This is a genomic window from Streptomyces phaeoluteigriseus (genome assembly GCF_001896135.2).
GTDB classification, from domain to species: Bacteria; Actinomycetota; Actinomycetes; order Streptomycetales; family Streptomycetaceae; genus Streptomyces; species Streptomyces phaeoluteigriseus.
This window is the reverse complement of the sequence record NZ_MPOH02000016.1, coordinates 111,105-130,254: the sequence shown is the minus strand read 5'-3', so window position 1 is coordinate 130,254 and position 19,150 is coordinate 111,105. Positions and strand designations below refer to the sequence as shown.

The 19,150-nt window shown below is 70.7% G+C and carries 15 protein-coding genes and 3 pseudogenes; 4 read left to right on the top strand and 14 right to left on the bottom strand.

Going from position 1 to position 19,150, the window contains the following annotated elements; genetic code table 11:
- A pseudogene (locus tag BM536_RS41865) lies at window positions 1-307 on the bottom strand (hypothetical protein); the annotation flags it as partial.
- A 93-nt stretch (window positions 308-400) separates the two neighbouring features.
- Between BM536_RS41865 and BM536_RS25315 the strand changes: the two are divergent.
- Window positions 401-1,555 (top strand): annotated as a pseudogene (locus BM536_RS25315) (glycerate kinase).
- Window positions 1,556-1,755: 200 nt separating this feature from the next.
- Here BM536_RS25315 and pssA read toward each other — a convergent pair.
- The 9 genes from pssA to BM536_RS25270 form a co-directional block, all read right to left on the bottom strand.
- Entirely contained in the window at window positions 1,756-2,574 is an 819-nt protein-coding gene (gene pssA, locus BM536_RS25310) for a CDP-diacylglycerol--serine O-phosphatidyltransferase (RefSeq protein WP_073496207.1), read from the bottom strand.
- Between the two features lie 22 nt (window positions 2,575-2,596).
- Window positions 2,597-3,253 (bottom strand): phosphatidylserine decarboxylase, encoded by a 657-nt coding sequence (locus BM536_RS25305; protein ID WP_073496205.1) that lies wholly within the window; start codon window positions 3,251-3,253, stop codon window positions 2,597-2,599.
- Between the two features lie 169 nt (window positions 3,254-3,422).
- On the bottom strand, window positions 3,423-4,628 hold the full coding sequence (locus tag BM536_RS25300) for an acyl-CoA dehydrogenase family protein (protein ID WP_073496204.1): 1,206 nt from the start codon (window positions 4,626-4,628) through the stop codon (window positions 3,423-3,425).
- A complete protein-coding gene (locus tag BM536_RS25295; protein ID WP_073496202.1) occupies window positions 4,629-5,141 on the bottom strand; it encodes a MaoC family dehydratase in 513 nt (170 codons plus the stop codon). It abuts the gene before it with no gap.
- 5 nt (window positions 5,142-5,146) lie between these two features.
- On the bottom strand, window positions 5,147-6,160 hold the full coding sequence (locus BM536_RS25290; protein WP_073496200.1) for an HpcH/HpaI aldolase/citrate lyase family protein: 1,014 nt from the start codon (window positions 6,158-6,160) through the stop codon (window positions 5,147-5,149).
- A complete protein-coding gene (locus BM536_RS25285; protein WP_073496198.1) occupies window positions 6,157-8,205 on the bottom strand; it encodes a protein meaA in 2,049 nt (682 codons plus the stop codon). The genes BM536_RS25290 and BM536_RS25285 overlap by 4 nt, the downstream gene beginning before the upstream one ends.
- Before the next feature lie 8 nt (window positions 8,206-8,213).
- Window positions 8,214-9,557 carry a crotonyl-CoA carboxylase/reductase gene (ccrA, locus tag BM536_RS25280; protein ID WP_073496196.1) on the bottom strand — a complete coding sequence of 448 codons (1,344 nt, stop codon included), beginning with the start codon at window positions 9,555-9,557 and terminating at the stop codon, window positions 8,214-8,216.
- A 423-nt stretch (window positions 9,558-9,980) separates the two neighbouring features.
- Window positions 9,981-10,793 carry a TetR family transcriptional regulator gene (locus BM536_RS25275; RefSeq protein WP_245873768.1) on the bottom strand — a complete coding sequence of 271 codons (813 nt, stop codon included), beginning with the start codon at window positions 10,791-10,793 and terminating at the stop codon, window positions 9,981-9,983.
- A 136-nt stretch (window positions 10,794-10,929) separates the two neighbouring features.
- Entirely contained in the window at window positions 10,930-12,735 is a 1,806-nt protein-coding gene (locus BM536_RS25270) for a 3-hydroxyacyl-CoA dehydrogenase family protein (protein WP_094103549.1), read from the bottom strand.
- Between the two features lie 399 nt (window positions 12,736-13,134).
- Here BM536_RS25270 and BM536_RS25265 point away from each other — a divergent pair, with 399 nt between their 5' ends.
- Window positions 13,135-13,710 carry an adenylosuccinate lyase gene (locus BM536_RS25265; protein ID WP_094103548.1) on the top strand — a complete coding sequence of 192 codons (576 nt, stop codon included), beginning with the start codon at window positions 13,135-13,137 and terminating at the stop codon, window positions 13,708-13,710.
- 26 nt (window positions 13,711-13,736) lie between these two features.
- On the opposite strand, the gene BM536_RS25260 is transcribed toward BM536_RS25265, so the two are convergent.
- From BM536_RS25260 to BM536_RS25245, 4 genes are all read right to left on the bottom strand, one after another.
- Complete coding sequence (locus BM536_RS25260) at window positions 13,737-14,237, bottom strand: GNAT family N-acetyltransferase (RefSeq protein ID WP_094103637.1); 501 nt, start codon at window positions 14,235-14,237, stop codon at window positions 13,737-13,739.
- Window positions 14,238-14,257: 20 nt separating this feature from the next.
- Window positions 14,258-14,656, bottom strand: coding sequence for a RidA family protein (locus BM536_RS25255; protein ID WP_073496192.1), 399 nt, complete (start codon window positions 14,654-14,656; stop codon window positions 14,258-14,260).
- Between the two features lie 143 nt (window positions 14,657-14,799).
- Window positions 14,800-16,377, bottom strand: coding sequence for an alpha/beta hydrolase (locus tag BM536_RS25250; protein ID WP_073496190.1), 1,578 nt, complete (start codon window positions 16,375-16,377; stop codon window positions 14,800-14,802).
- A 135-nt stretch (window positions 16,378-16,512) separates the two neighbouring features.
- Window positions 16,513-17,568 carry an Rv2578c family radical SAM protein gene (locus BM536_RS25245; protein ID WP_073496188.1) on the bottom strand — a complete coding sequence of 352 codons (1,056 nt, stop codon included), beginning with the start codon at window positions 17,566-17,568 and terminating at the stop codon, window positions 16,513-16,515.
- Window positions 17,569-17,747: 179 nt separating this feature from the next.
- On the opposite strand from BM536_RS25245, the gene BM536_RS25240 reads away from it, so the two are divergent.
- Together BM536_RS25240 and BM536_RS25235 are read left to right on the top strand one after the other, a co-directional pair.
- Window positions 17,748-18,191, top strand: a complete 444-nt coding sequence (locus BM536_RS25240; RefSeq protein ID WP_073496186.1) for an SRPBCC family protein — start codon at window positions 17,748-17,750, stop codon at window positions 18,189-18,191.
- A 394-nt stretch (window positions 18,192-18,585) separates the two neighbouring features.
- Window positions 18,586-19,029: pseudogene (locus BM536_RS25235) on the top strand (MSCRAMM family protein); the annotation flags it as partial.
- Window positions 19,030-19,150: the final 121 nt, after the last annotated feature.

Here is a 19,150-nt window from a genome sequence, read left to right as displayed (position 1 = left end):
ACCTGTGCTGCGCGGAGCCACCTGTGCCGCGCGGAGCCGCCCGCGACAGCACCCCGCCGCCTGTGCCGCGCGGAGCCATGTGGTCGACGGCCGGGCGGGGACAGTCGGCCGCACCCCAGCTGCCCCTGCCAGCGCCCATCTGTCCGGGCCGCGCGCCGCCCGTCCGTGCCGCGCCCAGCTGCCCGTGCCAGCGCCCAGCCGTCTGCGCCGCGCTCAGCCCGTCCGTGCCGCGCCCAGCCGCCCTGCCGCGCCCGCCCCCGCTCCCGTCGCGCTCAAGGCCGTAGGCAGCCCCTTCGTCGCTGTTCACGGCGCGGACTGGGCATGACGGCGGGGGCGTCCTGCGGTTAAGGTCGCAGCGGCGCGACTGGCCCCGATGTGCGTGGGCCCGGAGAGCAAGGGGATGCAAGTGGCGGACGCTGGAGCGCAGGGCACTCGCAGGGTGCTCGTGGCCGCGGACAAGTTCAAGGGCTCGCTGACGGCCGTGGAGGTCGCCGAGCGGGTGACGGCCGGACTGCGCCGGGCCCTGCCGGAGGTCGAGGTCGAGGCCCTGCCGGTCGCCGACGGCGGCGACGGCACGGTCGCCGCGGCGGTCGCGGCCGGATTCGAGCGCCGGGAGGTACGGGTCGCCGGTCCCCTGGGGCAGGAGGTCACCGCCGCCTTCGCGCTGCGCGGCGACACCGCCGTCGTGGAGATGGCCGAGGCGAGCGGACTGCAACGACTGCGGCCGGTGTGTTCGCCCCGCTGACGGCCTCCACGTACGGCTCCGGGGAGCTGCTGCGGGCGGCGCTGGACGCGGACGTACGGACGATCGTGTTCGGGGTCGGCGGAAGTGCCACCACGGACGGCGGCGCGGGCATGCTGTCAGCGCTGGGTGCCCGGTTCCTGGACGCGGACGGCGAGCCCGTCGCACCGGGCGGCGGCGGTCTCGCCGACCTGGCGAGCGCGGACCTCTCCGGCCTGGACCCCCGTCTCACCTCCGTCGAACTCGTCCTGGCCAGTGACGTCGACAACCCGCTGACCGGTCCGAAGGGCGCCCCGGCGGTCTACGGCCCACAGAAGGGTGCCTCCCCGGACGACGTGACGGCGCTGGACGCGGCGCTCGCGCACTTCGCCGAGGTGCTGGAGACCTCGGTCGCCCGCGGGCCGCCGAGTACGCCGCAGCGCCCGGTGCGGGTGCCGCGGGTGGCATCGGGTACGGCGCTCTGCTGCTCGGCGCCCGGTTCCGCCCCGGCATCGAGGTCATGCTGGACGTGCTGGGGTTCGCGCAGGCGCTGGAGCGGGCCGAGCTGGTGATCACCGGTGAGGGTTCCCTCGACGAGCAGACCCTGCACGGCAAGGCGCCCGCGGGAGTCGCCACGGCCGCGCGCGCGGCGGCAAGGAGGTCGTCGCGGTGTGCGGCCGTCTCGCGCTGCCGCCGGAGGCCCTGGGCCGGGCCGGGATCAGGCGGGCCTATCCGCTGACGGACGCCGAGCCGGACATCGCCAAGTGCATCGCCGAGGCCGGCCCGATCCTGGAGCGGGTCGCGGAGCGGATCGGCCGCGACTTCCTGACCTGACCTCATCTGACCTCATCCGATCTGACCTGACCTGACCTTGCCTGGCCCGACCTGCCTGATCTGACGCGGGCAGATGATGTGCCCCGATCGGACCCGACCCGACCGGACCCGCCCGGACCCGACCCGAACCGCCCCGACCGTCCGGAAACGGGTGTGGCCCGAGCCTCGAAGGCTCGGGCCACACGTCGGTGGTGGGAGGACTACGGCAGCTGCGCCGCCCGCGCCTCGCGCCGGTTGTCGCGGAAGGTGTTCACCCGGCGGGCCGTGGCGAACAGCGGGATGACCGCGCCCATGACCAGCTGGAGCGCGCAGCCCGTCTGCAGGAGCAGCTGGCCGCCGGGGGCGTCGAAGGCCCATGCGGTCAGCAGGCCCATCGACAGCACGATCCAAACGAGCATCGCGCCGGCCAGACGGCCCCGCGGCTTCGGGTACTCGACCCGGCTCACCATCAGCCAGGCGGTGCCCAGGATGGCGAGGAGCGTCGCCACGAAGGGCAGCTCCAGCAGCACGATCGAGACGACCGTCAGCGCGCCGAACGGTGACGGCATGCCCTGGAACATGCCGTTCGTCGGTGTCACACAGGAGAAGCGCGCGAGTCTCAGCACCACCGCCAGCAGGACGACGATCGCACCGACCGCGGCTACTCGCTGGTAGGCGTCGTCCGCCACCATGCCGTAGACGAGGACGAAGTACGCCGGTGCCAGCCCGAAGCTGATCAGGTCGGAGAGGTTGTCCAGCTCCGCGCCCATCGGCGACGAGCGCAGCTTGCGTGCGACCAGGCCGTCGAACAGGTCGAAGACCGCCGCGCACAGCATCAGGATGACCGCCGTGGCCGCGCTGTTGCGCGCCATGCCGGATTCCTGGCTGTCGGTGAGGTGCGGGATGAGGATGCCGGTGGTGGTGAAGTACACCGCCATGAAGCCGCACGTGGCGTTGCCGAGGGTGAGGGTGTCCGCTATCGACAGGCGGAGCGAGAGAGGCATCTCCTCCTCTTCGTCCACCTCGTCTGCCTCGGGCACCCAGCCAGTCTGGGGCTCTGGGTCAATCACGGTCAATGCGAGTCACCCCTGCCACAGTCTTCTGCCCCACCTCGACCGCGACGTCCACGCCCTCGGGGAGGTAGATGTCGACACGTGAACCGAAGCGGATCAGGCCGATCCGCTCGCCCTGCTCGACCTTCGTGCCCTCGGGGATGTAGGGGACGATGCGGCGGGCGACGGCGCCGGCGATCTGGATCATCTCGATGTCACCGAGTTCGGTGTCGAAGTGCCAGACGACGCGCTCGTTGTTCTCGCTCTCCTTGTTGAAGGCCGGCACGAATCCGCCCGGGATGTGCTCGACCGACGTCACGGTGCCGGCCAGTGGGGCGCGGTTGACGTGGACGTTGAGCGGGCTCATGAAGATCGCGACGCGGGTCCGTCCGTCCTTCCACGGCATGATGCTCTGCACCACACCGTCGGCGGGCGAGATGACCCTGCCGGACGCGATCTCTCGCTCGGGGTCGCGGAAGAACCACAGCATGCCCGCCGCGAGAGCGGTGGCGGGCACGGCGACGGCCTTGGCGACGCCCGAGCGGCGGGCGCGGACCAGGCTGACGGCGGCTGTGGCGACGGTCGGGAGGAGCCACGGCGATGCTCCGCGCGCAAGGCGTACGCCGGCCAGGCTGTCGCGAGGTGCAGAGGTTTGGCTGTGGGGCATGGATGACCTTCGTAGCGAATGATGCCGCGCTTCGACGGGGGACGGCGGCTTTCTCGCGATCGTAGCGGTTCGGGGCCGCAACTGGGTAAGCCGGACAGCCGAGTCGACGGCGCGAGCTGGTTGACGGGGTGTGATCTTCTTCTCGAAGAAAACACCCCCAACCAGACATCTAGCCCTGGAATCGATACTCTTCGAGCAGCCTGCGGCCGATGATCATCTTCTGGATCTCGGCGGTTCCTTCACCGATGAGCAGCATCGGGGCCTCGCGGTAGAGGCGCTCGATCTCGTACTCCTTGGAGAAGCCGTACCCGCCGTGGATCCGGAAGGCGTCCTCCACGACCTCCTTGCAGTACTCGGAGGCGAGGTACTTCGCCATCCCGGCCTCAAGGTCGTTTCGTTCCCCGGAGTCCTTTTTGCGTGCGGCATTCACCATCATGGCATGGGCGGCCTCGACCTTGGTAGCCATCTCGGCCAGCTTGAACTGGATCGCCTGGTGCTGGGCGATCGGCTTGCCGAAGGTGTGACGCTGCTGGGCGTAGCTCACGCCCAGCTCGAAGGCACGCTGGGCGACGCCGCAGCCGCGCGCGGCGACGTTGACGCGGCCGACCTCCACGCCGTCCATCATTTGGTAAAAACCGCGGCCGGTGACGCCGCCGAGCACGCGGTCCGCGGGAACGCGCAGGCCGTCCATGATCAGCTCGGTGGTGTCGACGCCCTTGTAGCCCATCTTGTCGATCTTGCCCGGGATGGTGAGGCCGGGGCGGACCTCGCCGAAGCCGGGCTCCTTCTCCACCAGGAAGGTCGTCATCGACTTGTGGGGCGCGGTCCCCTCCGGGTGTCCTTCGTCACTTCGTACGAGAACGGCCACCAGGGAGGACGTACCGCCGTTCGTCAGCCACATCTTCTGGCCGTTCAGGACGTACTCCTCGCCGTCCCTCACCGCCTTCGAGGTGATCGCCGAGACGTCCGAGCCCAGTCCCGGCTCCGACATCGAGAACGCGCCCCGGATGTCGCCGGCCGCCATCCGCGGCAGGAAGTGGTCCTTCTGCTCCTGCGTGCCGTGCTGCTTGAGCATGTACGCCACGATGAAGTGCGTGTTGATGATGCCGGAGACGGACATCCAGCCGCGGGCGATCTCCTCGACGCACAGGGCGTACGTCAGGAGCGACTCGCCCAGGCCCCCGTACTCCTCGGGGATCATCAGGCCGAACAGGCCCAGCTCCTTGAGGCCGTCGACGATCGCCTGCGGGTACTCGTCGCGGTGCTCCAGTTCGGTGGCGACCGGGAGGATCTCCTTGTCCACGAAGTCGCGGACCGTGGCGAGGATCTCCCGCTGGACGTCGGTCAGACCGGCGGTCTGGGCGAGGCGGCTCATCTACTTCTCCTGCGACTTCAGCTCCGGGCGGCCGGGCTGCTCGCCGCCGCGCTCCTTGATGTACGTCTCGGTCGGCACCATCACCTTGCGGCGGAACACGCACACGAGCGTGCCGTCCTGCTTGTAGCCCTTGGTCTCGACGTGGACGATGCCCCGGTCGTTCTTCGACTTGGACGGCCACTTGTCGAGCACGGTCGTCTCGCCGTAGATCGTGTCACCGTGGAAGGTCGGCGCCACGTGCTTCAGCGACTCGATCTCCAGGTTGGCGATCGCCTTGCCGGAGACGTCGGGCACGGACATGCCGAGCAGCAGGGAGTAGACGTAGTTGCCGACGACGACGTTCTTGCCGAAGTCGGTCGTGTGCTCCGCGTAGTTGCTGTCCATGTGGAGCGGGTGGTGGTTCATGGTGAGGAGACAGAAGAGGTGGTCGTCGTACTCCGTGACCGTCTTCCCGGGCCAGTGCTTGTAGACCGCGCCGACCTCGAACTCCTCGTACGTGCGTCCGAACTGCATCGCGCTCAGGCCTCCGGGATCTCGAACTCGGTGGTGCGCCGCATACCGGCGGCGCGGCCCTTGCCCGAGATGACCAGGGCCATCTTGCGGCTGGCCTCGTCGATCATCTCGTCGCCGAGCATCGCGGAGCCCTTCTTGCCGCCCGCCTCGGACGTGTAGTAGTCGTACGCGTCCAGGATCAGCTCGGCGTGGTCGTAGTCCTCCTGGGACGGCGAGAAGATCTCGTTGGAGGCCTCGACCTGGCCCGGGTGCAGCACCCACTTGCCGTCGAAGCCGAGCGCGGCGGCGCGCTGGGCGACCGCCCGGTAGCCGTCGACGTTGCGGATCTGGAGGTAGGGGCCGTCGATCGCCTGGAGGTCGTTGGCGCGGGCGGCCATCAGGATCTTCATCAGGATGTAGTGGTAGGCGTCCGCCGGGTAGCCGGGCGGCTGCTCGCCCACGACCAGCGACTTCATGTTGATCGACGCCATGAAGTCGGCCGGGCCGAAGATGATCGTCTCGATCCGCGGGGAGGCCTGGGCGATCTCGTTGACGTTGTTGAGGCCCTGGGCGTTCTCGATCTGCGCCTCGATGCCGATCCGGCCGACCTCGAAGCCCATCGTCTTCTCGATCTGCGTCAGCAGCAGGTCGAGGGCGACGACCTGCTGGGCGTTCTGCACCTTCGGCAGCATGATGCAGTCGAGGTTCGGACCCGCACCCTCGACGACCGTGACGACATCGCGGTACGTCCACTCGGTCGTCCAGTCGTTCACGCGCACGACCCTCGTCTTGCCCGTCCAGTCACCCTCGTTGAGGAACTTGACGATGGTGTGCCGCGCCTCGGGCTTGGCGAGCGGGGCGCACGCGTCCTCCAGGTCGAGGAAGACCTGGTCGGCCGGGAGGCCCTGCGCCTTCTCCAGGAAGCGGGGGTTGCTGCCCGGGACCGCGAGACACGAGCGACGGGGACGCAGACGGTTGACAGGCTGTGCGCCGGAGCCGCTCGTCGGAAGGGCGGCGGTGGAAGCCGGGTGGGCGGTCATGCGGGGACCTCCAGGGGGTCGAGCTTGTTCGCTTTGCGGATCTCGTCGACGATGCGGCCGATGATTCCGGTGATGTCGAAGTCCTTCGGGGTGAACACGGCTGCCACTCCCGCGGCCCGCAGTTGTTCGGCGTCACCGCCTGGGATGATGCCACCGGCGATCACCGGAATGTCTGTGGCACCGGCCACACGCAGCCGTTCGAGGACGTCCGGCACCAGTTGGGCGTGCGATCCGGACAGGATCGACAGGCCGACCGCGTGCACGTCCTCGGCGACGGCCGCGTCCACGATCTGCTCGGGCGTCAGCCGGATGCCCTGGTAGACCACCTCGAAGCCGGCGTCACGCGCGCGGACGGCGATCTGCTCGGCGCCGTTGGAATGCCCGTCCAGGCCGGGCTTGCCGACCAGGAAGCGCAGCTTGCCGACGCCCAGGTCCCGTGCGGTCAGGTCGACCTTGCGACGCACCTCGGACATGGCCGAGCCCTCCTCGGCGGGGACCGCCACCGGCGCCGACGAGACGCCCGTAGGGGCACGGAACTCGCCGAACACCTCACGCAGGGCCCCGGCCCACTCGCCGGTCGTGGCACCGGCGCGGGCGCACTCCAGGGTGGCCTCCATGAGGTTGCCGGTGCCCTTGGCGGCCTCCTTCAGCCTCTCCAGCGACTTGCAGGGGCGCGGATGGTTGAAGGGCGGCTGGTAGCGGGTGTCGCGCCAGTGCTGGAGGGAGGCGATCACCCGGGCCTCGACGGCCGGGTCGACCGTCTGGATCGCCGTGTCGAGATCGGCGGTCAGCGGGTTGGGCTCGGTCGTCTCGAAGACGTTGACGCCGACGATCTTCTCCTGACCCGACTCGATCCGGCCCCTGCGCTCGGCGTGCGAGGACACCAGCTGCGACTTGAGGTAGCCGGACTCGACGGCGGCCATCGCGCCGCCCATCTCCTCGATCCGCTCGATCTCGGTGAACGACTCCTCGACCAGTTCGCCCACCTTGGCCTCGATCACCTTCGAGCCCTCGAAGATGTCCTCGTACTCCAGCAGGTCGCTCTCGTAGGCCAGCACCTGCTGCATGCGCAACGACCACTGCTGGTCCCAGGGGCGGGGCAGGCCCAGCGCCTCGTTCCAGGCCGGCAGCTGCACGGCACGCGCGCGTGCGTCCTTGGAGAGGGTCACGGCCAGCATCTCCAGCACGATCCGCTGGACGTTGTTCTCCGGCTGCGCCTCGGTCAGTCCGAGGGAGTTGACCTGGACGCCGTAGCGGAAGCGGCGGTGCTTGGGGTTCTCGATGCCGTAGCGCTCGCGGGTGACGCGGTCCCAGATGCGGCCGAAGGCGCGCATCTTGCACATCTCCTCGACGAAGCGGACGCCCGCGTTCACGAAGAAGGAGATCCGGCCGACGACGTCGCCCATGCGTTCCTGCGGGACCTGGCCGCTGTCGCGGACGGCGTCCAGCACGGCGATCGCCGTCGACATCGCGTACGCGATCTCCTGGACCGGGGTGGCGCCCGCCTCCTGCAGGTGGTAGCTGCAGATGTTGATCGGGTTCCACTTCGGCATGTGGGAGACCGTGTACGCGATCATGTCGGTCGTCAGGCGCAGGCTCGGCCCGGGCGGGAACACATGGGTGCCGCGGGACAGGTACTCCTTGACGATGTCGTTCTGGGTCGTGCCCTGGAGCAGGGTGATGTCCGCACCCTGCTCCTCGGCGACGACCTGGTAGAGCGCCAGCAGCCACATGGCCGTGGCATTGATCGTCATCGAGGTGTTCATCTGCTCCAGGGGGATGTCCTGGAACAGCCGGCGCATGTCACCGAGGTGCGCGATCGGCACGCCGACCCTGCCGACCTCGCCGCGGGCGAGGACGTGGTCGGAGTCGTAGCCGGTCTGCGTCGGCAGGTCGAACGCCACCGACAGGCCGGTCTGGCCCTTGGCGAGGTTGCGCCGGTACAGCTCGTTGGACGCCTCGGCCGTGGAGTGGCCGGCGTAGGTCCGCATCAACCACGGCCGGTCCTTTTCCCTCCGGGCACCGGAGGACTGACGCTCTGTCATCTATGACCTCAGATGTTCCGGAAGCGGTTGATGGCGTCGACGTGCTGCGCGCGCTTGGCCTCGTCGCGCACGCCCAGCCCCTCCTCGGGGGCCAGGCAGAGCACGCCGACCTTGCCCTGGTGGAGGTTGCGGTGCACGTCGTAGGCGGCCTGGCCGGTCTCCTCCAGGGCGTAGACCTTCGACAGCGTCGGGTGGATCTTGCCCTTCGCGACGAGCCGGTTGGCCTCCCAGGCCTCGCGGTAGTTGGCGAAGTGCGAGCCGATGATCCGCTTCAGGGACATCCACAGGTAGCGGTTGTCGTACTCGTGCATGTAGCCCGAGGTGGAGGCGCAGGTGGTGACGGTGCCGCCCTTACGGGTGACGTAGACGCTCGCGCCGAAGGTCTCGCGGCCGGGGTGCTCGAAGACGATGTCGATGTCCTCGCCGCCGGTCAGTTCGCGGATGCGCTTGCCGAAACGCTTCCACTCCTTGGGGTCCTGGGTGTGCTCGTCCTTCCAGAACTTGTAGTCCTCGGCGGTGCGGTCGATGATCGCCTCGGCGCCCATGGACCGGCAGATGTCCGCCTTCTGCTCGCTGGAGACGACACAGATGGGGTTGGCGCCGCCGGCCAGCGCGAACTGCGTCGCGTAGGAGCCGAGTCCGCCGCTGGCGCCCCAGATCAGGACGTTGTCGCCCTGCTTCATGCCGGCGCCGTTGCGCGAGACCAGCTGCCGGTAGGCGGTGGAGTTGACCAGGCCCGGAGCGGCCGCCTCCTCCCAGCTGAGGTGGTCCGGCTTGGGCATCAGCTGGTTGGACTTGACCAGCGCGATCTCGGCGAGGCCGCCGAAGTTGGTCTCGAAGCCCCAGATGCGCTGCTCGGGGTCGAGCATCGTGTCGTTGTGGCCGTCGGAGGACTCCAGCTCGACCGACAGACAGTGCGCGACGACCTCGTCACCGGGCTTCCAGGAGTTCACGCCGGGACCGGTGCGCAGCACGACGCCCGCGAGGTCGGAGCCGATGATGTGGTACGGCAGGTCGTGGCGCTTGCTGAGTTCGCTGAGCCTGCCGTAGCGCTCCAGGAAGCTGAACGTCGACACCGGCTCGAAGATCGAGGTCCACACGGAGTTGTAGTTGACCGAGGAGGCCATCACGGCCACCAGGGCCTCGCCCGGGCCGAGTTCCGGCACCGGCACGTCGTCCAGGTGGATGGACTTGCGGGGGTCCTTGTCACGGGTGGCGAGCCCGGCGAACATCTCCGTCTCATCCTTGTGCACGGTGATCGCGCGGTACGACTCGGGGAGCGGCAGAGCGGCGAAGTCGTCCGGGGTCGAGTCCGGCGACTGGATCGCGTCCAGGATGTCCTTCACGGTCACGGTATTGCCTCCGGCGGTGAGCGCCCTGAGGGAGGGGCGCTGAGGGTTACGTCGGTGCTGCTGAGGGTGGATGGGGCTGTGCCGTCGGTTCGGCGGGTGTGGTGTGCGGCAGCGCTTTGTGGCGCGGGAGGTTGCCTGTGACGCAGGCGTCCGGGCGCGCCAGCCATGGGCTTGCGGGGACAGCCGGCGTACGAATGGTCTCTGCACGCCGGCCGCCCGGACTCCTTCAACGTATGACACCCCGTGTCACCCCGCAAGGCACTGAGTGCCAGAAATTCCCCTCAGATGAAATCTTTACGTAACAAATGAGCGATGATCGATCGAACGGGCCCTGAAATCCGCGTGAAAAGGGGCTCTGACATGCCAAAACGCCACCCGGTCGGGTGGCCGTCGTCACAGTGTCCTGGCGGTCGAAGGGGCGGTTCAGCGCTCCTTGAGCGCCTGCTCGATGGTGCGCATGACCTCGTGCAGCGGGGCGTCGGTGCGGGCGACCGTCACCAGGACCTCACCGTGCGTGGAGACCGCGGCGGGAGCCGGACGCTCCGCGGCCATGCTGCGCCCGGCGCCGATGCCGTCCCCGAACGTCTTGCGCACGATCCCGAAGGCGTGGTCGAGCTGGGCCTCGACATCGCCCTGGCCGCCGGCCCGCAGCCAGCGCCGCAGCACGTGGTTGTGGGCGGTGACCACGGCGGAGGCGGCGACCTCGGCCAGCAGCGGATCGTCGTTGGCGTCGTCGTCGTGCGCGTGCTCGTCGAAGTGGCCGAGCAGATAGCGGGTGAAGAGCCGCTCGTAGCGGGCCACCGACGCGATCTCCGCCTCACGCAGGGTCGGCACCTCGCGGGTGAGCTTGTAGCGGGCGACCGAGATCTCCGGCCGCGCCGCGTACATCTGCATGACTTCCTTGATGCCGCGGCACACCGTGTCGAGCGGGTGCTCGTGCGCGGGCGCCGCGTTCAGCACCGCCTCCGCCCGGATCAGGGTGTCGTCGTGATCGGGGAAGATCGCCTCCTCCTTGGAACGGAAGTGGCGGAAGAAGGTCCGGCGGGCGACCCCGGCCGCGGCCGCGATCTCGTCGACGGTGGTGGCCTCGTACCCCTTGGTCGCGAACAGCTCCATCGCCGCGGCCGCCAGTTCGCGGCGCATCTTGAGACGCTGGGCCGCCGCGCGGGAGCCCGCGGCACTCTCCGGCGCGTCGGGCGTGGCTGGTGTACGTGAGGACTTGGCGGGCTGGGGCATGCCCTGAACGTACTGCATGTGCGCAGCTCGGTGCGCGTGTCCGGCCCCTTCCCCGCCCCACGCGGGCGGGGAAGGGGCCGCCGCCGCGAGCAGTCCGCCCCAGTCCTCACCGGCCCTCGACCGGTCGCCGACGCCGTCAGCGGCGGGCATGTTCGCGGAAGCCCCGGCCCGTCTTGCGGCCGAGGCAGCCCGCGGCCACCAGGTGCTCCAGGAGCGGCGCCGGGGCCAGCCCCGGGTCGCGGAACTCGCGGTGCAGGACCTTCTCGATCGCGAGCGAGACGTCCAGTCCGACGACGTCCAACAGCTCGAAAGGGCCCATCGGATAGCCGCCGCCCAGCTTCATCGCCGCGTCGATGTCGTCGAGGGAGGCGTAGTGCTCCTGCACCATCTTGATCGCGTTGTTGAGGTACGGGAACAGCAGGGCGTTCACGATGAAGCCCGCACGGTCCCCGCAGTCCACCGCATGCTTCCTGATCCTGCCGCAGACCTCGTGGACCGTCGCGTGGACGTCGTCGGCCGTCAGCACCGTGCGCACGACCTCGACGAGCTTCATCGCGGGCGCCGGGTTGAAGAAGTGCATGCCGATCACGTCCTGCGGACGCGAGGTGGCGCGGGCCAGCGCGACGACGGGCAGCGAGGAGGTGGTCGTGGCCAGCACCGCGCCCGGCTTGCACACCTTGTCCAGCGCCGCGAACAACTGCCGCTTCACGTCCAGGTCCTCGGCGACCGCCTCGACGGCCAGATCGACGTCGGCGAAGGCGTCGTAGGAGCCGGCCGGGGTGATCCGCTCCAGGGTCTGCGCGGCGGCTTCGGCGGTGAGCCGGCCCTTGTCGACGGACCGCGCGAGGGACGTGCCGATCCGCGCCTTGGCGGTCCGCGCCTTCTCCTCGCTGCGGGCGGCCAGGACGACGTCGTAGCCCGCCTTGGCGAACACCTCGGCGATGCCGGAGGCCATCGTGCCCGAGCCGGCCACGCCGACGCCGCGCACCGGACGGCCGGGGGTCCCGGAGGCGCCGGTCGCGGGCGTCAGGGCGTCCGGCACGACCGTCGCGCCGCCGGGGGCGTCGTAGGTGTAGAAGCCGCGGCCCGCCTTGCGGCCGGTCAGGCCCGCCTCGCCGAGCTGCTTGAGGATCGGGGCGGGGGCGTGGAGCCGGTCCTGGGACTCGGCGTACATGGCCTCCAGGACCGTCCGGGCGGTGTCGACGCCGATCAGGTCGAGCAGCGCGAGCGGGCCCATCGGCAGGCCGCAGCCGAGCCGCATCGCGGCGTCGATGTCCTCGCGGGAGGCGTACTTCGCCTCGTACATCGCGGCGGCCTGGTTGAGGTAGCCGAACAGCAGCCCGTCCGCGACGAAACCGGGGCGGTCGCCGACCGCGACCGGCTCCTTGCCCAGTTCGAGGGCGAGGTCGGTGACCGCGGCGACGGCGGCCGGGGCGGTCAGAACCGAGGAGACGACCTCGACCAGCTTCATCGCCGGCGCCGGGTTGAAGAAGTGCAGGCCCAGCACCCGCTCGGGGTGCGCCGAGTCGGCGGCGAGCCGGGTGACGGACAGCGCGTTGGTGCCGGTCGCCAGGATCGTCCCGGGCCGCACGATCCGGTCCAGCTCCCGGAAGATCTGCTGCTTGATCTCGTACGACTCCGGCGCCACCTCGATGACCAGGTCGGCGTCGGCCGCCGCTGCGAGGTCGGCGGAGGTGCGGACCCGGGCGAGGGCGTCGGCGCGCTCCCGCTCGGTGAGCCGGCCGCGCTCCACGGCGCGGGCGGTGGAGGCCTCCAGGGCGGCGAGCGACCGCGCGGCCTGGGCCTCGCTGATGTCGATGCCGATCACCTCGCGGCCGGCCTTGGCGAGGACCTCGGTGATGCCGGTGCCCATGGTGCCGAGACCGACCACGGCGATCGTCCGGAGGGCGGAGGAAGGGGCGGGGGACAGGGGAGCGGCCATCGCGGGACTCCAGGAATGAGGGTGACGACTGGAAGCGGCCCCGGGTGCGCCCGAGGGCCCCGAAGGGCGGCCGGGCGCACCGGGGGTGCGTGAAGAGGAGTGCTCGGTGCGGGTGGTGCCGGGCTGCGAGCGCACACGCCCGGGGCCGTCGCTGCGGACGTGCACACGTCCGAGGAACGGTGGGAACCGACCGGCCCTGTCCCGTGGCCGGGTCGTACAAGCGGTACCTGGGATACCGAACCGACTCCGTCGCGGCGGCTGCGTCACCAGGCCGTCACGAACGGGGGTGCGAGTGGGTAACTCGCTCGTATGAGCTTAACCGGTGGGTAACGAGCGCGCCAGCCCTCGGGTTTGTGATGTAGGTCCCGGCGCCGCCACCACCGTTCTAGGCTCGCCTTCATGGACGAGGAGTTGCGATCGCTCACGGAGCGCTTACGGCAGGAATCGGGAGGATGCGCCGACTTCGAGGAACTGGTGGCCACCACGGACCAGGACGCGCTCGCCGAGGTGCTCACCGCCGCCGGGCAGCCCCTGTGGGCCAGGGAACTGGCCGCGTTCCGCCTCGGGCTGGCGGGGGACCGGCGCGCCTTCGAGGCCCTCGTCCTGTTCCTCAACCACCGCGACCCGCCCCGCTGCGCCTCCGCCGCCCACGCCCTGGCCCGCCTCGACGATCCCAGGACCGCGCGGGCGGCGGCCGCCCTGGCCACCAACGAACTGCGCGTCGCCTACGCCCTGCACCCCGTCCGGCTCCTGGTGGAGCTGCGCGCGCCCGAGGCGGTCCCCGCGCTGATCACGACCCTGCGGCGGCGGCTGCGCCCGCACGACCCCTACCGGCGGGTCGCCCTCGCGTGCGTGGACGGCCTCGGCAGCCTCGGCGACGGCCGGGCCCGGCCCGTGCTGAACGACGCCCTCGCCCACCCGGTCCTCGCCGAGGCGGCGGTGCGGGCGCTGGCGCGGATTCCCCGGCAGCGGTGAGCCGGCGTCGAGTGGCGTCGGGGCCGTCAGGGAGCGAGGCGCCTGGTGTACCGCACCTCCGGCACCTTCGTCCCGTCCACCTCGAAGGGCTCCTCCGCGCCGTCCGCGTGGAAGCCCGCGCGCTCGTAGAAACGGCGGGCCGCCGTGTTGCCCGCGACCACCCACAGGTACATGCGGCGGCGACCGGCCGCCGTGCTCTGCCGGACCGACTCGGCGAGCAGGGCCTGTCCGATGCCGCCGCCGAGACGGGCCGGGTCGACGTATATCGCGTACAACTCGGCGTCGGCGGTGCGCACTTCGCCGTCCCGGTAGGCGCCGTGAGCGGCCCAGCCCACCACCTCGCCGTGGCTCTCCGCGACCAGGTTCACCACGCTGCCGTCGCCGCGTGCGAACCAGCCCCGGCGCCGCTCGGCGTCCTCGGACACGCTGAGCGCGTCGAGGTGGGACTGCGGCATCAGACCCCGGTAGGCGCTCTGCCAGCCGCGGACGCGGATCTCCGAGACGCGGTCGCAGTCGGCGAGGGTCATCTCGCGCACCCTGAGCGCCGTCACGCGCCGATCACCGCGAACGCCTCGATCTCCATCAGGAACTCCGGCCGGACCAGCGCGGCGACCTGCACGGCCGAGGCGGCCGGCAGCCGGTCGTCGGGTATGTGCGCGACGCGGGCCGCGCGGATCGCCGGCATGTGCGCCATGTCGGTGACGAAGTAGGTGAGCTTGACGACGTCGTCGAAGGTCGCCCCGGCGGCAGCCAGACAGCGCCGCAGATTCTCGAAGACCTGACGGGCCTGGGCCGCCGGATCGCCCTCGCCGACCAGGCGGCGGTCCTCGTCCAGGGGGAGCTGACCGGATACGGCCACGAGACGGCCCGTGCCCAGTACGACATGCGTGTAGTGAGCGGCGGCGGCGACGCCGTCGGGGGCGGGAATCCTGGTCAGTTCGCTCATGCGTCCATGGTGGACCACGGGTCTGACAACGCCTCCGACGGGTCGCTTTCGACGGATCGTTTTCGACGGATCGCTTTCGACGGGCCGCGGCCGACGGTGCCTCGGTTGCGGTGCGTGGGCCTCGCCGCCTCGGCCGTGGTGCGTCAGCCGCGGAAGCCCAGCAGCCCGTGCAGCGTCGAACCGTGCGCCGTGCCCGTGCCGGCCTTCGCGCTCAGCGGCTTCGGGTCGGGCAGAGCCCTGCACACCGCGTCGACCGCGCCGGACCCGCGCGGCACCGTGCCGTCGGCCAGATACGCCGACAGATGCCCGTCCAGGCAGGTGCTCCCGCTCAGCGTGATGCCGTGGTTGCCGCCGCCCTCCTCGACGACGAGACGGGACCCGGCGAGCAGGGCGTGCATCATCGCGGCGCCCTGGTAAGGGGTGGCCGCGTCGTCCGTCGCCTGGAACAGCAGGGCCGGTGGCAGCTGCCCGTTGGCGACGTTCACCGGATTCCGCGAGTGGGTCGGCCAGAACGCGCACGGCGCGTTGTACCAGGCGTTGTTCCAGGTCATGAACGGCGCCTTGCCGTACGCCGACCAGTTGTCGGAGCGCCACTCGTGCCAGTCGCGCGGCCAGTGCGCGTCACGGCACTGCACCGCCGTGTAGACGCTGTAGCCGTTGCCCCCGGCGGCGTCGACCGCGCCGAAGTTCTCGTACGTCTCCACCAGGGGTTCGGCGTCGCGGTCGTTGACGTAGGCGGCGAACGCCTTGGCCAGGTACGGCCAGTAACCGTTGTAGTAACCGCCCGGCATGAAGGTGTCCTCCAGCTCGGAGGCGCCCACCTTGCCGCCCGCCGGCTTCTTCGCCAGCGCGGCCCGCATCGCGTACCAGCGCGCCTCGACACGCTCCGGGTCGGTGCCCAGCCGGTAGGTCGCGTCGTGCTCGGCGATCCACGCCATCAGGGCGCGGTGGCGGTCGTTGAAGGCCAGGTCCTGCGTGAGGTTGTCGTCGTACCAGACGCCGGTGGGATCGACGATCGAGTCGAGCACCAGGCGCCGCACCCGCTCCGGGTACAGCTTGGCGTAGACCGCGCCGAGGTAGGTGCCGTACGAGTAGCCGAAGTAGCTCAGTTTCGGCGCGCCGACGGCCCGGCGGATCGCGTCCATGTCCCGGGCCGCGCTGAGGGTGTCGATGTGCGGCAGCACGCTCGCGTACTTCTTGCCGCAGTTCTCGGCGAAGGCCTTGACCCGGGCGAGGTTGGCGCGCTCGATCTCGCCGGTGGAGGGGACGGAGTCCGGGCGCACCGGGGCGAAGTGGTCCGGCCGGCAGTTCAGGGCCGGCGTGCTGCGGCCCACCCCGCGCGGGTCGAAGCCGATGACGTCGTACTGCGCGGCCACCTTCTTCGGCAGCGACGACGCGACGAACCCGGCGAGGGTCAGTCCGCTGCCCCCGGGTCCGCCCGGGTTGACCAGCAGCGGCCCCTGGTGGGTCTTCGCGGTGTGCGGGACGCGGGACAGCGCGAGCGTGATCTGCCTCCCGCCCGGGTCCGCGTGGTCGAGCGGCACCTTCAGGGACGCGCACTGGAGCGTCGGGTGGTCGGTGGTGCCGCACTTCTTCCAGGCGGGCTTCGCGGCGGGTACGGCCTCGGCGGCGGGCGACGGGCTCGCGCCGGCGGGCACGGCGGTCAACGCCCCGGCCACGACGACGGCGGCACCGCACAGCACGGCTGCGCGTTTCCTCATGGGGTCCTCCCAGGACGGAGGTCGACGGACCGCGTGGATCACGGTCCTCGGCGCATCGTCCCGGAATCGGGGCCCGGAAGAACCTGTTCTGCTGATACTTGACCCGATTGGGCCGCCGGTTGCCCTCGAACGCGCTCAGAGCAGCGTGAGTTGGGTCGGTCCGGCCTCGGCGGGCTCCGCCGCCGGCTCGGGCGGCCGGATCCGACGGGGCATCCCCGCGCGCGTGGGGCCGATGCCGTACTCCTCGGCGAGGTCGTGGACCTGACGGGTGATCCGGCGCTGGTACCACTTCGGCGCGTAGGAGCCGTCGGCGTACAGGCGCTCGTAGCGGCGCACCAGATGCGGGTGGTGCTGTCCGAGCCAGGCCATGAACCACTCGCGGGCGCCGGGCCGCAGATGCAGCACCAGCGGGGTCACGGAGGTCGCCCCGGAGGCCGCGATCGCCCGCACGGTGGCGCGCAGTTGGGCCGGCTGGTCACCGAGGAAGGGGATCACCGGCGCCATCAGCACTCCGCAGCCGATGCCGTGCTCGGTGAGGGTCCGTACGACGTCCAGGCGCCGCTGCGGAGCCGGTGTGCCCGGCTCGACGGTGCGCCACAGCTCGGTGTCGGTGAAGCCGACCGACACGGAGATGCCGACGTCGGTCACCTCGGCGGACTGCTTCAGCAGGTCGAGGTCGCGCAGGATCAGGGTGCCCTTGGTGAGGATCGAGAAGGGGTTCGCGCGGTCGCGCAGGGCGGTCAGGATGCCCGGCATCAGCCGGTAGCGGCCCTCCGCGCGCTGGTAGCAGTCGACGTTGGTGCCCATCGCGACGTGCTCGCCGTGCCAGCGGGGCGAGGCCAGCTGGCGGCGCAGCAGCTCCGGCGCGTTCACCTTCACGACGATCTGCGTGTCGAAGCCGATGCCGGTGTCGAGGTCGAGATAGCCGTGCGTCTTGCGGGCGAAGCAGTACACGCACGCGTGCGTGCAGCCCCGGTAGGGGTTCACCGTCCACTCGAACGGCATCCGGGAGGCGCCCGGCACCCGGTTCAGGATCGTGCGGGCCCGGATCTCGTGGAAGGTGATGCCGGCGAACTCGGGTGTGTCGAAGGTCCTGGTGGTGACCGCGTCCGCGCCGAACAGCGCGGCGTCGGCCGGCCGGTCGTGACGGGGTTCCGCGGTGGGTTCCGCGGTGAGGTTCTCCCAGCGCATGGCGCCTCCTCGGTAGCACTGGCCCCACAATAGAACACTTGTTCCCATGATCGTGCGGGGATCCTTTCCGACCGGCCCGCGACCGCTTCGGCAACCCCGATTTGGGCGGCCGGGGACCGGGGTGGTTGGCTTGCCCCGATCCGAGGAACCCCCGAGCAACAAGGACCTGGAGGAACCCCATGGCGCAGGTCGAGGCCACCACCGAGCGGGTCGTCGCGGCGGCCCCGGACACGGTGTTCGACGCGATCGCCGACTACAGCGGAACGCGCGCGAAGCTGCTGCCGGAGCAGTTCAGCGAGTACGAGGTGCGCGAGGGCGGCGACGGCGAGGGCACCCTCGTCCACTGGAGGCTCCAGGCCACCAGCAAGCGCGTCCGCGACTGCCTCCTGGAGGTCACCGAGCCCACCGACGGCGAGCTGGTCGAGAAGGACCGCAACTCCTCGATGGTCACCGTCTGGCGGGTCACCCCGGCCGGTGAGGGCAGCTCCCGCGTCGTCGTGACCACCACCTGGACCGGCGCGGGCGGCATCGGCGGCTTCTTCGAGAGGACCTTCGCGCCCAAGGGCCTCGGCCGGATCTACGACGCTATCCTCGCCAACCTCGCCACCGAGGTCGAGAAGTAGCCCGGTAGGGAAGTCGCTCGGTCGAGCGGTGGGCTCACTTCGAGGAGTGGCTCACTTCGAGGAGTGGCTCACGTCGAGGAGTGGCTCACGAACGGTCAAGAGCCGGACGGCTCCTGACCGTTGCTCCACCTCACCGGTTCGAGTGGTTCTCCTTTCGGACCGGGTTGGCGCCGTAACTCGTCGCGCTTGCTCGGAGTTGTCGCTTCGCGCGCGACTTGTGCGGCAGGTGCGACGAGGGAGCGGTAGGTGGGCGGGACCACTCCGGTGCGGAAGGACCTGCGCGACGGATCGCGGAGCGCACCGGCGGCGGCGCCTCCACCGCCCCCCGGGCCCTGGGCGGACCCGAGCGCCGAACTGACCCCGCGCCAGGTGCGGTTGGTCTTCTTCGCCCTCCACCCTCACCAACGTCCACGGCGAGGTCCTCGCCAGTACTCGCAGCGAGCGCGAGGGCGGGTACGTCATCGGTGAGCTGGTGGCCGGCGAGTACCCCCTCGCCGCCAGTGCCCCCGCCTTCCGCCCGGCCGCGCTGCCGGTCTCCGTGCAGGCCTCGCGGGAGACCCGCCAGGACGTCGAACTCGCCGGCGGCGCCGTCCTGCGCGGCATGGTCCGGGCCACCGGCGGGAGGCCCGTCGAGGACGAGCGTGTGACGCTCCTGGACGCCGCGGGCAATGTGGTGGACACCCTCACCACGGGCCCGGACGGCACCTTCCGCTTCATCGACCTGTCCTCCGGCGAGTACACGGTCATCGCCGCGGGTTACCCGCCGGTCGCCACCGTGCTCCGGGTGGCCGACGGCGGGCGCACGGAGCGTGATCCGCAGCTGAGTCACGAGGACTGAGGAGACACCGGGGAAGGCCGTTACCCAGCACTTCCCCGGTGAAACCAATTCCAGAATTGCGCACATCCCGCGCGGCGGGCGCCGTACGGTGGTGGCTGCGGGGCAGATCTTGTGCAGCTCT

Excerpts from the sequence above, each read along its gene's own strand:
- BM536_RS25245 (WP_073496188.1), bottom strand. The coding sequence starts at position 17,568 with ATGCGCTGGGAGAACCTCACCGCGGAACCCACCGCGGAACCCCGTCAC.
- BM536_RS25240 (WP_073496186.1), top strand. The coding sequence starts at position 17,748 with ATGGCGCAGGTCGAGGCCACCACCGAGCGGGTCGTCGCGGCGGCCCCG.
- BM536_RS25260 (WP_094103637.1), bottom strand. The coding sequence starts at position 14,237 with ATGACCCTCGCCGACTGCGACCGCGTCTCGGAGATCCGCGTCCGCGGC.
- BM536_RS25250 (WP_073496190.1), bottom strand. The coding sequence starts at position 16,377 with ATGAGGAAACGCGCAGCCGTGCTGTGCGGTGCCGCCGTCGTCGTGGCC.
- BM536_RS25300 (WP_073496204.1), bottom strand. The coding sequence starts at position 4,628 with ATGAGCCGCCTCGCCCAGACCGCCGGTCTGACCGACGTCCAGCGGGAG.
- BM536_RS25285 (WP_073496198.1), bottom strand. The coding sequence starts at position 8,205 with ATGACAGAGCGTCAGTCCTCCGGTGCCCGGAGGGAAAAGGACCGGCCG.
- BM536_RS25265 (WP_094103548.1), top strand. The coding sequence starts at position 13,135 with ATGGACGAGGAGTTGCGATCGCTCACGGAGCGCTTACGGCAGGAATCG.
- BM536_RS25255 (WP_073496192.1), bottom strand. The coding sequence starts at position 14,656 with ATGAGCGAACTGACCAGGATTCCCGCCCCCGACGGCGTCGCCGCCGCC.
- BM536_RS25305 (WP_073496205.1), bottom strand. The coding sequence starts at position 3,253 with ATGCCCCACAGCCAAACCTCTGCACCTCGCGACAGCCTGGCCGGCGTA.
- BM536_RS25275 (WP_245873768.1), bottom strand. The coding sequence starts at position 10,793 with ATGCCCCAGCCCGCCAAGTCCTCACGTACACCAGCCACGCCCGACGCG.
- BM536_RS25270 (WP_094103549.1), bottom strand. The coding sequence starts at position 12,735 with ATGGCCGCTCCCCTGTCCCCCGCCCCTTCCTCCGCCCTCCGGACGATC.
- BM536_RS25295 (WP_073496202.1), bottom strand. The coding sequence starts at position 5,141 with ATGCAGTTCGGACGCACGTACGAGGAGTTCGAGGTCGGCGCGGTCTAC.
- BM536_RS25290 (WP_073496200.1), bottom strand. The coding sequence starts at position 6,160 with ATGACCGCCCACCCGGCTTCCACCGCCGCCCTTCCGACGAGCGGCTCC.